Below are 15,800 nucleotides of genomic sequence, written 5' to 3'. Positions count from 1 at the left end.
GCAAAGTAATTGTAACATAAAAGAAAGTCATTATGCGAAATAGTTATTAATTTTGCAGCGTGCTTTGCAAAAAGAAAGTTTTTACTGAACACGTACAATCATGAACTAATAAAATAACAATTTTAATCTATTCTCTTATGAGGAACTTAAAAAAGATTGAAAAGCCGTTAGCATTGCTATCCTTTCTCTGTTTATTCCCAGCAGGAATGTCGGCTCAGAGTATTGTAAAAGGAGTAGTTACAGATCCAAGTGGTGAACCTGTCATTGGTGCTACAGTGAAAGCTGCAGGCAGCAAGCTGGGTGTGATTACTGATTTGGATGGTAAGTTTAGCATTGATGCTGCACCTGATGCAACATTGACTATTACTTATGTGGGTATGGAGCCTAAGACCGTGAAAGCTCAGGCTGGTAAAACGCTTACCATTACCTTGAAGGATGATGCTAAAGTTCTGAATGATGTCGTTGTCATCGGTTATGGCGTTCAGAAGAAGAGCGACCTGACAGGTGCAGTTGCATCTATCAAGAGCGATGACATCAAGGGCTTGTCAGCTACCGATGCCGGTGCTGCCCTCCAGGGTAAGGCTGCCGGTGTACAGATTATCAACTCGGGTGGTCCGGGTGAGGCTGCCGATATCCGTATCCGTGGTTATTCTTCCAATAGTGGTAATATCGGTCCGTTGCTCATTGTCGATGGTCTGAAGGTGGATAACATCCAGTATCTGGATCCATCTATGATCGAGAGCATTGAGGTATTGAAGGATGCCGCTTCTGCTGCCATCTATGGTGCACAGGCTGGTAATGGTGTCGTTATCATTACTACCAAGAGTGGTGCTGCCAATGGCGGTAAGGCTGAGATTTCTTACAGCAGCAAGTTTACCATCCAGTCTATTGGTAGAAAGGCTAAGCTCTTCGACGCTCCAGAGTATATTTCATACCATAAGTACTTGGGCGACTTGACGGATGATAAGTTGAAGGCTGAGGGATATAATGGAGAGAACACCGACTGGTATGATGAGGCTTTTGAAAATAGTTTGGCTCATCAGCACAGCCTTACCATCCAGGCTAGCAATGGTAAGGGTCGTTTCCTTGCCAACTTGAATATCCTCAATAACAATGGTATCGTCAAGGGAGATAAGGATGTTTACAAGCGCTTTACAGGTCAGATTAATGCAGACTACGATGTATATAAGTGGTTGAACATCTCGACAAACACCTCTTTCGAGAAGTGGAAGACCAAGGGTGTGAACAAAGGTTATGGTTCTGTGTTGAACTCTGTAGTTTCTGTAGATCCATTGACACCTTGCTACGTAAGCGACCCTGCTAAGTTGCCAACCAATGTTTATAACGCTTATCAGAATGGCGCCCCTGTGATGAGAGATGCTGACCATAATAATGATTTCTATGGTACATCTCACTATGTGGAGGATGCTACTGGTAACCCATTGGCACAGCGCGACCGTGTAGGCTCTTACAACCAGGGTATCAATGTACGTGGTACCGTTGCTGCCAACATCAAGCCATTCAAGGGCTTCACCTATACATCTCGTTTGGGTTACCGCATCACGCAGAGCAACTACCACAACTATGAGCAGCCATATTACATCAATTCCCTCTCTAACTCCTCACAATACAAGATAGAGGCTCATACCAACAATGGTCTTTACTATCAGTGGGAGAACTTTGCAAACTATTTGAATACATTTGGCAAGCATACAGTAGGAGCCATGGTGGGTATGTCGTTCACCAAGAATCATTGGGACAATGCTACTATTGGTTCTGAGGGTACGAATATTCTTTCAAACTATGCTCCTAACTATCGTTACATCGACTATTTGCTCGCTGATGCTACAAAGAGCGTAGGCAATGCTCCTAACGACGCTACGGAACTTTCATACTTCGGTCGTTTGTCTTATAGCTACGATAATCGTTATTTCTTGCAGTTCAACTTCCGTCGTGATGCATTCGATTCATCTAAGCTTTCAAAGGATGCTCGTTGGGGTAACTTCCCATCAGTATCTGCTGGTTGGACTATCAGCAATGAGAAGTTCTTCAAGGACAACATCAGTCGTGATGCCATCTCTTTCTTGAAGCTTCGTGGATCTTGGGGTAAGAATGGTAATGTCAATGTATTGAGCAACTACCCGTATACTTCTCCTATTGCCATGAACCAGAGCTTCTATCAGTACAATCCATCTAGCGGTGATGGTAAGTTGTCTTATGGTTCTAAGCCAACAGGTCTTGCTAACCCAGATTTGACTTGGGAGACTTCAGAACAGGTAGACTTGGGTCTTGATGCCCGTTTCTTGAACGACCGTTTGACATTCTCTCTCGACTGGTATCGCAAGAACACCAAGGACCTCTTGGTAGAGATAAATCTTCTTCCGGAAATTGGTGTAAGCAAGTATATCATCAACTCTGGTAAGGTGCTTAACACAGGTTTCGACTTCGAGTTGGGTTGGAGAGATCATATCCGTGATTTCAAGTACTCTGTTTCAGTCAACGGTTCTACCTTGAAGAATGAGGTAAAGGATCTTTCTTCATCCATCAGCCGTATCGAGGGTATAGGTATCGATGGCTTCAACAGCCGTTTGAAGCCAACATTCGAGGTGGGGCACTCTATCTGGTACTTCCGTGGTTACAAGTATGCAGGTGTAGCTGAGGATGGAAGTGCGTTGTATTATGACAAGAATGGTAATACCACCAATGCGCCTACAGATAATGATAAGCAGGATTTGGGTGTGGGTATTCCTAAGTTTACTTACGGTATCACCCTCAATGCTGAGTACAAGGGCTTTGACCTCACCGTATTTGGAACAGGCTCTGCTGGCAACAAGATTTACAACTTGATGGTATCGGCCGACCGACCACTCTTGAATGGTATCGATGAATATTGGAAGAATTCTTGGACAGAGAGTAATACCAACGCCAAGTATCCTGATATGAAGAAGGTGGCAACTGACTGGACATTCTTCAGTTCTAGCGCAGCTGTCTTCAGCGGTTCTTACTTCAAGATTAAGCAGATTCAGTTGGGTTACACATTGCCACGTCTCATTACGAGCAAGATTGGTCTGAATGGTGTGCGTGTTTACTGCTCTTTGGATGACTTCTTCACAATCACCAAGTATCCTGGAGCCGATCCTGAGACAGCTTCTATGAACAGCGCTCAGTCTCGTGGTTTTGATAATGGTACTTATCCTACTTCTAAGAAGATGGTATTTGGTATCAATGTAACATTCTAATTATTAAATGATACAGCAATGAAAAAGTATTTATTATATTCTAGTATATTAGCCCTTGCGTTGACAGGAACAGTATCTTTTACTTCCTGTGAGAGTCAGCTCGATATTGAGCAGAAGGGTACTACTTATGAGGAACAGTTCTATAAGACTGATGCCGATGCAGAGGCTGCTTTGGTGGCAGCATACGAAGGCTTTATGTGTAATGTAGTAGGACGTCAGCCAGACGTCCAGGGAAGTTTGGGTATCTATACTCCTCACAAGTTGATTCTGAACATGTGTGGTGATGATGTTTACTATGCCAGTGGTAACTATGGAGACCATGAGGACGCTGGTTGCCTCAATGAGTTCCGCTATGATACTGATGCCTTGGTTCCAAAGTTGATGTACTCAGGTCTCTATTCTTCAGTGTATACTTGCAACTTGGTCGTTAACAAGTTTGCTAATCCAGATACACCAGTCAAGAAGCGTTGTGTGGCTGAGGCTCGTGTGCTTCGTGCTTACGACTACTTCTTGTTGGCAAACTTATGGGGCACTCCTCCATTCGTCTTAAAGCAGTTGACAGCTGATGCGCTTCCATACAACAGCGATAAGGATCCTGAGAATCCTATGACCCACGAACAGTTGATAGAGTGGGTTGCTTCTGAATGTGAGGCAGCTGCGCCCGATCTTGATGAGCGCAAGAGCAAGGGAGACAAGGATGGAGCTGTAAAGGTAACCAAGGGCTTTGCTAATGCATTGGCTGGTAAGGCTTACCTCTTCGCTGGCAAGTATGACAAGGCTAAAATTGCCCTCAAGAAGGTTATCGACTCAGACAAGTATGCCCTTGTTCCAGGCGACAAGTATATGGACAACTTCCATATTGAGGGTGATGGCAACGAGGAAAAGGTCTTCGAAATCAACTTCGAGTACAATGCGGGTAAGGGTAAATGGAGCGGTATGATTCAGCGTTCTAGCTGGATGGAGTCTAATGCAATGAACTGGCGTGCTGGTAACTTCGTAGTTTCTCCTCAGTCTGTATATAGTGGCATCGATGGTTGGGGTGGCTTAGGTGTACCTCAGTGGTTTGGTGATGAGTTCCATAAGAACGATGGCGACTCTTACCGTTTCAAGGCAACCTTGAAGCACATTGATGATGCTGTTTATAAAATGAAGTATGCTAATGATTCGCTAAACAATCTGACGGTTGAGCAGAAGAAGGTAAGCACGGCTGTTGGTATTAAGGATCAGGTTCAGGGACTTTATGGTAACTCTACTTGGTTGGCATTCAAGACAGTGATGCGTGCAGCTGACTCTGATGGTAAGAAATATGATGCCAACGTCCGTTTGAACAACTATCTCGTGATGCGTTATGCCGAGGTTCTTTTGAACTATGCTGAGGCTTGTCTCCAGACTGGCGATCAGGGTGAGGCCAAGAAGTATATTAATATGATTCAGGAGCGTGCAGGTTCCCAGACCATCAGCCAAACCGTAGATATGGATGTGCTGAAGAAGGAGAAATCATACGAGTTGTGGATGGAAGGTTGTCGTTGGTTCGACATCAAGAGATGGAGGGATGCCACTGCCATCAATCGCATCAAGAATGCGGGTTCTGATGTACCTCACCTCTTTGACAAGTTGTTCCGCGCACCTCAGCCTTCTGACGAGAAGTTGCACTGGGAGCATGGTACAGAGGCAAATAGCCGCTTCTATACAGTTTCTTCTCATGCAGCAAAGGATGCTGGTTTCACTGTTGGTTACCAAGAGGGAAAACATGATTACTTCCCTTATCCACAAACAGTGAAGAACATGAACCCTAACCTGGAGCAGAATCCTGGTTGGTAATCATGAAGTTGTTTTGTAAATAAAACGTTTTAAGTTTAAAGAACTATAGATTAGTTTGATAATTAGGGGGTGTTTTGAAAAGAAGCACCCCCTTTTTTCTTCTTTAAAGGAATTTGTGTATGAAAACATGGATGTGTGCCTTGATGCTGGCGTTATCGACAGGAGCTTCGGCTCAAAACCCGATTATCAGCGGACAGTATTCTGCTGACCCTACGGCTCGCGTATTCAACGGGAAGATGTATCTTTATCCTTCTCATGACATTCCGAGTCCTATCGAGAAACTGAAGGAATGGTTCTGCATGGCAGATTATCACGTTTTCTCTTCTACCAATCTTACTGAATGGCAGGATCATGGAGTCATCGTTTCGCAGGACAAAGTACCTTGGGTACAGGATGGAAGCTATACGATGTGGGCTCCAGATTGTGTGGAGAAAGACGGGAAGTATTACTTTTATTTCCCTGCCGCTCCGAAAGGGGAGGAGAAGGGATTCGGAATAGGTGTGGCGGTTGCCGACCATCCGGAAGGACCATTTATGCCGATGTGGAAACCCATAGAGGGTGTGCATGGCATAGATCCTTGTGTGTTGATAGATAAAGACGGACAGGCTTATATCTACTGGGCGGGAGCAGGTTTGCACATGGCTAAGCTGAAACCAAATATGACGGAACTTGCCTCGGAACCAAAACAGGTAGAGGGCTTGCCTGAGGGATTCAAGGAAGGTCCGTTTGCTTTCGAGCGTAACGGCAAATATTATTTCACCTTCCCTTGGGTACGTGAAAAGGATGGTACCGAAACGCTGGCTTATGCCATGGCTGACCATCCGATGGGACCTTTCACATTCAAGGGCATCATCATGGATGAGTCGCCTACGAAGTGCTGGACCAATCATCATAGCATCGTGGAATATCAGGGACAGTGGTATCTCTTCTATCATCATAATGATTATTCGCCTAAGTTCGACAAGAACCGCTCGGTGCGAATCGACTCTCTGAACTTCAATCCTGACGGAACGATACAGAAGGTGATACCTACACTAAGAGGTGTGGGATTGACGAAGGCACGTTCGCATATTCAGATTGACCGTTATTCTGCGCTGCAAGGCAAGGGTATTGGTATTGAATATCTGGATAAAAACAATTGTTTTGCCGGATGGAAGACTCTCTTCTCTAAATCGAATACTGCTCTTATATATAATAAGGTGGATTTCGGTAATGAGAAGGTGGAAGAAATCACCGTTCGTGCCAAGTCTTCAAAGGGCGGTGTGCTCGTAGTCAGAGCCGATGGCAAGAAGGGTAATATCATCGCTAAGGTGAAGATTCCGAAGTCGACAGCCTGGAAGAATGTCCGTGCTCAGGTGCTCCATGCTCCTCAGGGCGTTCATGCTCTCCATGTATCTTTGCAGAGTGGAGCCGATGTAGAGGTTGACTGGCTGGGCTTTATCAGATTATCGAACCTCAAAAATAAAAAGAATAGTCTATGAACAACTTTTTCAATAAAATAGTAAGATTGTTTTGTTTATGTGTATTCCTTTTTGGGCATTCCTCTGCGGATGCCCAAAATAAGGAATTACCTGTAGACATCGATCCTTATTTCGGACCTGTCGGCAAGCAGCCCGTCGTGCCCAATGCGGCTGGCTTTATTCAGAGATGGTTGCTCTTGGAGCCAATCTCTGTGCCGGTCAAGAGCAATGTCGTTTTTACTGATTCTTATCTGAAGGAGATATTCCATACGCAGTATTTCCCTAAACAGATGGAAACAGTTCCTAAGGATGGAGCCTTCGTGAAGGTGGGCAAGGAAAAACTGAAATGGCATGCGCTGGATAGTAAACTGTTTAATGTGAAGCTCTTCCGTTTCGCTACTTCGTTTAAGAAGTCCAAGTATGGTGTCTTGTTCTGGGCGGTTACCATTATCGATTGCCCTGAGGAGATGAAAGATGTCCGCTTGTCTGTTGGCTCGAATGGTGCCTCCATGTGGTGGCTCAATGGTGAGGAGGCGGTGATGCTCGAAGGCGACCGAAGAATGGTTCGCGATGATGTGGTTTCTAAGAAGCTTACCTTGAAGAAAGGTAGGAATATCCTTCGTGGTGCAGTCATCAATGGCCCTGGCATGAGTGACTTCTGTGTCCGATTCATCGACGGACAGGGCAAGCCTGTCAGAAACCTGTCTATTCACGTGAAGTAGTGCAATCAATAAAGAAAGTTATGAAACAGAACAATATATTTTTCAGATATTTTAGCCCGGTTGCTGCTCAGCAGAAACTTTATGTCGCTGCTTTGGTTGCCTTGTTGTCTTCCTCTGCTTACGAGGCAGAAGCCCAGGTGTGTGAACCTTTCATTCATGACCCTTCTACCATTGCCCTGTGTGATGGAAAGTATTATACCTTTGGAACGGGTGAAGGTGGAATCTGGTCGGAGGATGGCTGGACCTGGCAGGGTGGTGCTGTTCGTCCCGGCAGAGGAGCGGCTCCTGATGTGTTGAAGATTGGCGACCGTTTTCTTGTAGCCTACAGTGCTACGGGTGGTGGATTGGGAGGCAGTCATCGCGGTGATGTCCTGACGATGTGGAACAAAACGCTCGATCCGAAATCGCCTGATTTCAAATATACTGAACCGGTGGTGGTAGCTTCTTCATTGGATGATGAAGACTGTGATGCCATTGATGCGGGCTTGTTGCTCGATCCTACTACCGGCAGACTCTGGCTCAGCTATGGTACCTATTTCGGATTTATCCGTCTGGTAGAACTTGATCCGAAGACAGGTAAGCGGATGGAAGGCAACGAACCCGTCAATATCGCTATCGACTGCGAAGCTACTGATTTGATTTACCGCAACGGCTGGTATTATCTTCTCGGCACTCATGGCACCTGTTGCGATGGTCCTAATTCTACCTACAATATCGTGGTGGGACGTTCGCGAAAGATAACCGGTCCATACGTAGATAATGTGGGCAGAGAGATGTTGCAGGGCGGTGGAAAGATGGTGATTGCTGCCAATAATCTGAAGACGGGTCCCGGTCACTTCGGACGCTATATTGAGGAAGAAGGTGTAGAAAAGATGTCGTTCCATTATGAGTCTGATTTCAGACAGGGAGGACGAAGCGTGTTGGCTATCCGTCCTTTATTGTGGAAGAACGACTGGCCTGTGGCTGGTGATGAATTTCATGCCGGAACCTACGAGATAGAATCGGAACGAAGAGGCTATGCCCTGGAGATTGCCGTAGATTTCGTGAGAATGCAACGTGATATCGAACCTTTCTGGATCAAGCCGACCAAGCCTCTGAAGAATATCGAGCCTCAGACCTTGAAGGAGGTAGAGGCAGAATGGCCTAAGGGCGAGGTGAAGGTGAGAATGAACGATTACATGTTCCGTCCTCATCAGAAGTGGAGTATCATGCCTGCCGGAAAGGGTGGTTATCTGGGTGGTCCTTATTATAAAATCTGCATAGAAGGCACTACTCGCTACCTAACCGCAACCGCTCAGCATGATGTCATTGCCAAACCTGAGTTTACGGGTGAAGATGCCCAGCTTTGGCGCATCGAACAACTCACCGATGGCACTTATCGCATTATGCCGAAGGCAGTGCCAGGCACAGAAGAGAAACTGGCATTGGTTTCACTCGGCGACTGTACCCCAGGCTTGGCTCCCTTCGATTTCAACAGCGATAATTCTAAATGGAATTTCAGGCAACAATAAATTCATGATGAATAACAATTTAATATATTAATAGCTTAATAGTAATTACAATGAACAAGAAGGTTATATACGCAGCTTTGATGTTTGTGGTAACTATGTCCTCCGGCAATGCCTCAGCGCAGCAGTTGCCTTATCAGAATCCAGCCCTCTCGGCTCATGAGAGAGCGGTAGATTTATGTGGTCGTCTCACTTTGGAAGAGAAAGCTTCTTTGATGCTGGATGATTCGCCGGCTATCCCACGATTGGGAATCAAGAGATTCCAGTGGTGGAGCGAAGCACTGCATGGTGTGGCGAACATGGGAGATGTAACCGTCTTTCCGGAACCTATCGGAATGGCAGCATCGTTTAACGACGGAATGGTGTATAGAGTCTTTGATGCAACATCTGATGAGATGCGTGCCAAATGGAATGAACTGCAGCAGAAGGGAGGAGATGTAACCCGTTTCCATGCTTTGTCTGTCTGGACTCCAAACGTGAATATCTTCCGTGATCCTCGCTGGGGACGTGGACAGGAAACCTATGGTGAGGATCCTTATCTTACCAGTAGGATGGGATGTGCCGTGGTGCGCGGATTGCAGGGACCTGAAGATACGAAATACCGCAAACTCTGGGCTTGTGCCAAGCACTATGCAATTCATAGCGGACCAGAATGGGCTCGCCATACAGACAATATTACCGATGTTACACCGCGCGACCTTTGGGAAACTTATATGCCTGCCTTCAAATCACTGGTGCAGGATGCCAAGGTGCGCGAGGTGATGTGTGCCTATCAGCGTTGGGATGATGAACCATGCTGCGGCAACACCCGCCTTTTGCAGCAGATTCTCAGGGATGAGTGGGGATTCAAGTACCTGGTAGTTTCCGACTGTGGCGCTGTTACTGATTTCTGGGAGAATCATAAGGTTTCGAGCAATGCCAGAAATGCAGCAGCTAAGGGTGTATTGGCTGGAACCGATGTAGAATGTGGATTTAATTATGTATATAAATCGGTGCCTGAGGCTGTGAAGTATGGTGCCCTGACTGAAGAAGAAGTTGATAAGCATGTGATTCGTCTGCTCGAAGGTCGTTTCGACTTGGGTGAGATGGATGACAACAAGATAGTATCATGGTCGAAGATTCCTGTATCTGTGCTTTGCAGCAAGGCGCATCGCCAGCTCTCGCTCGATATGGCTCTGCAGACCATGACGCTGCTCCAAAACAAGAATGAGGTATTGCCTCTCGATAAAAAGGTAAAGAAGATTGCTTTCATCGGACCAAATGTGGATAACGAACCGATGATGTGGGGAAACTATAATGGTACTCCACGACAGACAATTACCATCCTGGATGGTATCAAGAGTCGTTTGAAGAAAAACCAGGTCGTTACCTTTAAAGGGTGCGACCTGGTGAACGACCAGACTTTGGATTCTTACTTTGACCAGTGTAGCATGGATGGCAAGATGGGCTTTAAGGGCACTTTCTGGAACAATCGTGAAATGGAAGGTAAGCCTGTTACCATCACCCAGGAAAAGAATCCTGTGCAGGTAACTACCTATGGTCAGCATTCGTTTGCATCCAATGTGAAGTTGACGGGCTTTTCTGCCAAGTATGAAACCGTATTTCGTCCTAAGCAGAACGCCAAGGTATTGCTCGATGTGGCTGCCTGCGGTCATTATGAGGTTTATCTGAATGGTGAGAAAAAGTCAGAGAAGAGCGATTGGCGTACTGCAGAATCCCGCATCGAGTTTGAGGGCGTGAAAGGCAAGGAGTATCAGATAGAAATACGATATGCTGAGATGCCTAACTATAATGCGGATATGAAAATCAATATCGGTCATGAGAATCCTATCGACTATCAGGCTTCGCTCAAGCAGTTGAAGGATTGCGAGACAGTAGTCTTCGTAGGTGGCATCTCTCCACAGTTGGAAGGTGAGGAAATGCCTATCGAGATTTCTGGCTTCAAGGGTGGTGACCGCACCAACATCGAATTGCCTAAGGTTCAGCGCAATTTCCTGAAGGCTTTGAAGGAGGCGGGCAAAAAGGTTGTCTTTGTCAACTGTTCGGGTTCGGCTATCGCCTTGACTCCAGAGACAGAGAGTTGCGATGCCATTCTCCAGGCCTGGTATCCTGGTCAGGAAGGTGGTGAGGCTGTGGCTCGTGTACTCTTCGGAGAGTACAATCCTGCCGGCAAGTTGCCTGTTACGTTCTATAAGAATTCAGAGCAGTTGCCTGATTTCAAGGATTACAGCATGAAGGGCAGAACCTATCGTTATATGAACGATGCGCTCTTCCCATTCGGATATGGTTTAAGCTACACTTCTTTCCGTATGGGTGATGCTACACTTTCCAACTCTATCCTGAAGAAGGGTGAAAAGATTACCTTGAAGGTGCCTGTAAGCAATGTAGGAAAGAAGGATGGAACCGAGATTGTGCAGGTGTATGTGAAGGATCCTGCCGATACCGAAGGACCATTGAAGAGCTTGAAGGCTTTCGAGAGAGTGGAGGTGAAGGCAGGAAAGACTGCTGAGGCTGTCATCACGCTGGATAGCAGAAACTTCGAACTCTTCGATGCTGCAACCAATACCGTGCGTGCCAAGGCAGGTAACTATGAGGTATATTATGGCAATAGCTCGGCAGATAAGGACTTGAAGAAGATAATGGTAAATTATGAATATTAAGAAAAATCTGACTAAGAAGGCAGGCTTGAAAGTATTGTAAATTGAAAGAACTTTAAGTATCATGTTGTTTCTTTGTGCCTTGGCCATTTCAGTCAAGGCACAAAGCAGTACATCATTTTGATGGAAATATCGAAACAAATGGATATCTTAAAGAGTGTTCAATTAAGGCTAGAAAAGAAACTGTTAAAAATTTTGCCAAATGAAAAGAATTTTGGTGTTGTTTGTGTTTTTTGGGTATTTTTTGCTCACATATAGTTTAGAATACCATGAGCAAGTTTATTATGTTGCTCATGGAACGTTAGATCGTGATACGATAAGATGTGTGTCTTTTGATGTCGTGAATAGTAACATGGAACCAATTGTAATTCTTTTTACAGAGGATGATTTGGAAAAAATGAATTTTGAAGAAGTGTTATATAGAAAGTGCTATCGTCGTTATGGCGATTTTTCGTTATCTTGTTGGGCATATGATAATGTGATAAATTGTGGAGAGCCATATTCTTTTATCTTTCCTCAGACATTTATAAAAATTGTATATCCTATGAAAAGGTTTAAGTTTACTATAATCTCTTCGAATATCCCTTTTGAAAAGATAAAAAGTTATGTTTCACGGCATATGATAGTTTGTAAAGAATCAGATATTAATAAATATATTTCAAGTTTTATAACTAGTGTCGAAGAGAATAAGGTTACTTGCATGTATGATTCTTTAGTAGTAGAATGGGAGTGCATGCGAGTTTTGGAAGAATAAAAATTAAGTCTTAAATGGCAATATGAAATTGTTTGCAATAGTATTTGGAATAGCAAAAATGGTTATGTTTTTATGTATAATGGCTATCTTATGTTCTTGTAAGGATATAAAGAAAATTCTTACAAGAAATAGTTATCAATATTGGCATTATATAGATAGTAAGCAGAATGAGGACGAAACAAGACACCCTTATTTTTGTAGGGAGGATTCTTTCTATTTTTATGTCGATAGCAAAGGTGTTTTTATCGAGTTTCGAGCAAATTGGCGTTTTAGGGAATATAATGGTTTTCTTGTTTCTCATTATCTTTATGAACCAAGTTGGAATTTATTAAACCGTAACACAATCCGTTTTGGACGCTTTCGCTATAAAATTATTTCTGTTTCCGATAATAGAATCTTGATTCGTAATGACATTGATCCCCAAAACGCTGTAGACACTTTAGAGTTGGTTCCCAAGTCTCATATACCTAAAGATTATAGAGATTTTCAAAAACCATTTCAGTACAAGGAAGAAAAAAAAGATAGAGAGAAAGGTAAATATTTCTTTATATTTTAGGATAGTAAAAAAATAATTTGTGCTTAGGAAAAACAACTATATGTTCTATCTCTATGACAATGTCAAGAGAATGGTGGCGTCATATAGTTATGATGACATCGGAAGACTGGTCTCCTTGAAGCGAAGCGGCAATGTGGGTATGGTAAACTATGCCTACAACATCCGCAATTGGCTGAATGAGACGAAATCAGATTTTATATTCGAAGATGGCAAACTGGATAAGTATCTCTTTGATGGTGGCTATTGTTCTTTCGACAATAATCAGAATCCTACCTTCCATTATTACGAGAAAGACCATCTAGGCAGTATAAGAATGGTTGTGAATGAGAATGGCACGATAGAGCAAGTGAATCATTACTATCCATTTGGTGGAGTATATGGCGATTTGTCATACAATGCCGAGTTGCAAAGTTTGAATTTCGCAAAAAAGGCAGTAAACAAGAACATTTAGAGATGGAAAATAAGAAATACGAAAAAGTTAATCTCTATCAACAAGTTATGAATCAGATAGAACAATTTTTTAAGCATAAATGACATGAAACATATTATTTTTTATATTGTTGTAAGTATTTTGTTTGTAAGTGTATTCTCTTGTAAGCAGAGAAAAAATATGCAGTACTTACCATTTTTCTATATGAAGAATTATGAAGTGATGCATTCTAAAAAGTATATATCAATTCGAGAAAATGAATATAGTGACATTGATGATACTGGTTTTGTTTGGAATTTATACAACAAAAATGGAGAGTATTATCTTAAAGAATATGGTAAGTCTATGATTTTTATGACAACCAAAAGAGAAATTGATACAACATTTCTAATTGGTGGTCGTCAAAAACGAGTTATATCAGCTAAACTTAATGATTCTCTATTTGTATCAGCTCTACATAATATTGCCATTTATGAAACAGTAGACTTAGAATTAGTTTACGATATCAAATATAATATCAAGCAAATTCGTTGCCAAACTTTGTGGGTGGATTATCTTCAAAAAGGAAGTAAACGGATAAATTATAAACCTTTGTATCTTCAAAAACCATATAAAAGGAATAATGTATCTTGTAAAGAATAGTCTTTAGATAGTTTTTTAGCAAATAAATTTAAGGTGTTATGAAGACAATATTATTTCTAAGTTTAGTGTTTGGGTGTAATTTGATTGCAAATGCCCATCAAACAGTAAAGTCAAGTGATATAGATAACTTGCACTTTGGCGATTTTATATTCGAAGATGGCAAACTGGATAAGTATCTCTTTGATGGTGGTTATTGTTCCTTCTACAATAGCCAGAATCCGACTTTCCATTATTACGAGAAGGACCATCTTGGCAGTGTAAGAATGGTTGTGAATGAGAATGGCACAATAGAGCAAGTAAATCATTACTATCCATTCGGAGGGGTATATGGAGACTTGTCATATAATAGCGAATACCAAAAGAGCAAGTACATCGGCAAGGAGTTCGACCACATGCATGGGTTGGATTGGTATGACCATGGTGCAAGAATGTATGATGCAGCTAGGGTAGCTTCAACATCTGAAAATTACGAAATTGATGCTGATGCATTAAGAAGAATGATAGATAAATTATTGCGTTTAAATACTAATAGCCATTTAATATTCAAGTGATATGACAAAGTCAAATATAATTTGGGGGCTAATCTTTGGATTTTTGTCTTCTGTAACTTATTTTCATTTTGTTTCAAATGATAGCGTTTATCAATCGGAAAAGTTGTTTAAATATGTCGGTTTTGTAGATTATAGTGAGGATGTAATCTCACATGAGCAACTGATGAAACTTATTGAAGAAAATTATCAGAGAATTCCAAAATGTAATTATGGCGTTGCAATTGTCAAAACTCCTGAAACTGCAGCAAATATTGGATTGTCGATACTGTCTTCTAAATTTGGTGAGGAGTTTGTGGATGCTCAAAAACCTTTTCGGGTTTATTTGCTTAATGGTAAGGTCTGGATGTTACAAGGAAATGTTGCTGATAATAAAGGTTCCGTAATCTTAATTCAAAAGTTTGACGGAACAATTCTTTCTATAAAAAAATAATAAGATTATGAATGGAAAAAAACATTATTTATTTTTAATCATAAGTATTGTTGTGGGGTGTTGCTTTGGCTATGCATTTCATATAAAATATGACCACACGCAGATTAAAGCATATTGTTATCAAGGTCTAAAATCGTGCAATTTGAAATTGCCTGTTGTGAATGGTTTTTACAAACCTGATAGCAGTGTTTTGAATCTAGAGGGTGGTGTGCTCTCGGATTTTAAAGTGGCCGGAGAAGTTGGTTTTATGATATTGAAAGATATTTATGGGTATGATAAAATATATAAGCAAAAGCCATTCTTAATAGAGAAGGATTTTGAGTCTTGGACTGTTTCTGGTTCTGGTGAGGATTTCTCTCCTTATCAGTTGGGAGGAGTTTCCTATATTGTCATAGATAGAAAAACGGGTATGGTGATTGATTTTTCATTTGAAAAGTAGTATAACTGAGCCAAGTGGAAAAAATATGGAAGGAGATTCCGCAGCCTTATACTCTGTTTCGTGACTATAATATGCTGACAAAAGATCTCATCGACCAGGAATAAAGTACAGTACACCCATGGGGAAGACCTATAGCTGATAGCATGGGATGCAACCTGCAGCAGAAAGATGTCATCATCTCCAAAGCCATTCTTCATGTGTTGGAAAGACTAGCTATGCCACTCAATAGTTATGGGCTTGACTTGGCAGAACATTGTATCAGTTGCCCGCCAGCTTGACAAACTGGAGAAAATCATCAAGGAGCTGAGTAAATAAAAAAAAGATGACCTCGCAAAATGCGGGGTCATCTTTTCTGTAATCAAGGATTATCTATCAATAGAGCATGCCAAACATCCATAACGGAATGATGTTGCCATAACCCTATGATGATGCAAAAAAGAAATAATCCTCTTTTTCGCACACGTATATATTTTTTTAGAAAAAAGTCTCATAGTCTCATTTTTAGCCGCAAATATCACGTTATATCGTTGATATAAAGATGTTTATAACTAATGAGACTTCTTGCAAAAAGTAGAAAGAAGTATCATAGAA

Annotated in this window: 13 protein-coding genes; all 13 read left to right on the top strand. The window is 42.3% G+C overall.

The features are described 5' to 3' along the window. Positions 1–137: 137 nt before the first annotated feature. Entirely contained in the window at positions 138–3,239 is a 3,102-nt protein-coding gene (locus CFT61_RS07645) for a SusC/RagA family TonB-linked outer membrane protein (RefSeq protein ID WP_254918908.1), read from the top strand. Positions 3,240–3,257: 18 nt separating this feature from the next. Beyond that, entirely contained in the window at positions 3,258–5,060 is a 1,803-nt protein-coding gene (locus CFT61_RS07640) for a RagB/SusD family nutrient uptake outer membrane protein (protein ID WP_089543870.1), read from the top strand. A gap of 119 nt (positions 5,061–5,179) precedes the next feature. Next, on the top strand, positions 5,180–6,541 hold the full coding sequence (locus tag CFT61_RS07635; RefSeq protein WP_089543869.1) for a family 43 glycosylhydrolase: 1,362 nt from the start codon (positions 5,180–5,182) through the stop codon (positions 6,539–6,541). After that, positions 6,538–7,242 (top strand): acetylxylan esterase, encoded by a 705-nt coding sequence (locus tag CFT61_RS07630; protein WP_089543868.1) that lies wholly within the window; start codon positions 6,538–6,540, stop codon positions 7,240–7,242. The genes CFT61_RS07635 and CFT61_RS07630 overlap by 4 nt, the downstream gene beginning before the upstream one ends. 20 nt (positions 7,243–7,262) lie before the next feature. Further along, positions 7,263–8,753, top strand: coding sequence for a family 43 glycosylhydrolase (locus CFT61_RS07625; protein ID WP_089543867.1), 1,491 nt, complete (start codon positions 7,263–7,265; stop codon positions 8,751–8,753). A gap of 50 nt (positions 8,754–8,803) precedes the next feature. Then, positions 8,804–11,410: a xylan 1,4-beta-xylosidase gene (gene xyl3A, locus CFT61_RS07620; RefSeq protein ID WP_089543866.1), complete on the top strand. Its 2,607-nt coding sequence runs from the start codon at positions 8,804–8,806 to the stop codon at positions 11,408–11,410. A 199-nt stretch (positions 11,411–11,609) separates the two neighbouring features. Next, complete coding sequence (locus CFT61_RS07615) at positions 11,610–12,161, top strand: hypothetical protein (RefSeq protein WP_089543865.1); 552 nt, start codon at positions 11,610–11,612, stop codon at positions 12,159–12,161. 22 nt (positions 12,162–12,183) lie between these two features. After that, positions 12,184–12,717, top strand: a complete 534-nt coding sequence (locus CFT61_RS07610) for a hypothetical protein (RefSeq protein WP_089543864.1) — start codon at positions 12,184–12,186, stop codon at positions 12,715–12,717. 19 nt (positions 12,718–12,736) lie between these two features. Continuing rightward, complete coding sequence (locus tag CFT61_RS07605) at positions 12,737–13,168, top strand: hypothetical protein (RefSeq protein WP_142990592.1); 432 nt, start codon at positions 12,737–12,739, stop codon at positions 13,166–13,168. Between the two features lie 84 nt (positions 13,169–13,252). Beyond that, on the top strand, positions 13,253–13,789 hold the full coding sequence (locus CFT61_RS07600; protein WP_089543862.1) for a hypothetical protein: 537 nt from the start codon (positions 13,253–13,255) through the stop codon (positions 13,787–13,789). A 38-nt stretch (positions 13,790–13,827) separates the two neighbouring features. Then, positions 13,828–14,340 carry an RHS repeat domain-containing protein gene (locus CFT61_RS07595; RefSeq protein WP_089543861.1) on the top strand — a complete coding sequence of 171 codons (513 nt, stop codon included), beginning with the start codon at positions 13,828–13,830 and terminating at the stop codon, positions 14,338–14,340. A gap of 1 nt (position 14,341) precedes the next feature. Beyond that, positions 14,342–14,770: an NTF2 fold immunity protein gene (locus tag CFT61_RS07590; RefSeq protein ID WP_089543860.1), complete on the top strand. Its 429-nt coding sequence runs from the start codon at positions 14,342–14,344 to the stop codon at positions 14,768–14,770. Positions 14,771–14,777: 7 nt separating this feature from the next. Continuing rightward, positions 14,778–15,209, top strand: coding sequence for an NTF2 fold immunity protein (locus CFT61_RS07585; protein WP_089543859.1), 432 nt, complete (start codon positions 14,778–14,780; stop codon positions 15,207–15,209). Positions 15,210–15,800: the final 591 nt, after the last annotated feature.

This window comes from Segatella copri (genome assembly GCF_002224675.1).
GTDB classification, from domain to species: Bacteria; Bacteroidota; Bacteroidia; order Bacteroidales; family Bacteroidaceae; genus Prevotella; species Prevotella copri_U.
Note: the sequence above shows the minus strand (reverse complement) of the source record. Positions and strands in the feature narration are given on the sequence as shown.

Coding starts and splice junctions, on each gene's coding strand:
- CFT61_RS07595 (WP_089543861.1), top strand. CDS start 13,828: ATGAAGACAATATTATTTCTAAGTTTAGTGTTTGGGTGTAATTTGATT.
- CFT61_RS07630 (WP_089543868.1), top strand. CDS start 6,538: ATGAACAACTTTTTCAATAAAATAGTAAGATTGTTTTGTTTATGTGTA.
- CFT61_RS07585 (WP_089543859.1), top strand. CDS start 14,778: ATGAATGGAAAAAAACATTATTTATTTTTAATCATAAGTATTGTTGTG.
- CFT61_RS07625 (WP_089543867.1), top strand. CDS start 7,263: ATGAAACAGAACAATATATTTTTCAGATATTTTAGCCCGGTTGCTGCT.
- CFT61_RS07615 (WP_089543865.1), top strand. CDS start 11,610: ATGAAAAGAATTTTGGTGTTGTTTGTGTTTTTTGGGTATTTTTTGCTC.
- xyl3A (WP_089543866.1), top strand. CDS start 8,804: ATGAACAAGAAGGTTATATACGCAGCTTTGATGTTTGTGGTAACTATG.
- CFT61_RS07640 (WP_089543870.1), top strand. CDS start 3,258: ATGAAAAAGTATTTATTATATTCTAGTATATTAGCCCTTGCGTTGACA.
- CFT61_RS07610 (WP_089543864.1), top strand. CDS start 12,184: ATGAAATTGTTTGCAATAGTATTTGGAATAGCAAAAATGGTTATGTTT.
- CFT61_RS07600 (WP_089543862.1), top strand. CDS start 13,253: ATGAAACATATTATTTTTTATATTGTTGTAAGTATTTTGTTTGTAAGT.
- CFT61_RS07645 (WP_254918908.1), top strand. CDS start 138: ATGAGGAACTTAAAAAAGATTGAAAAGCCGTTAGCATTGCTATCCTTT.
- CFT61_RS07590 (WP_089543860.1), top strand. CDS start 14,342: ATGACAAAGTCAAATATAATTTGGGGGCTAATCTTTGGATTTTTGTCT.
- CFT61_RS07635 (WP_089543869.1), top strand. CDS start 5,180: ATGAAAACATGGATGTGTGCCTTGATGCTGGCGTTATCGACAGGAGCT.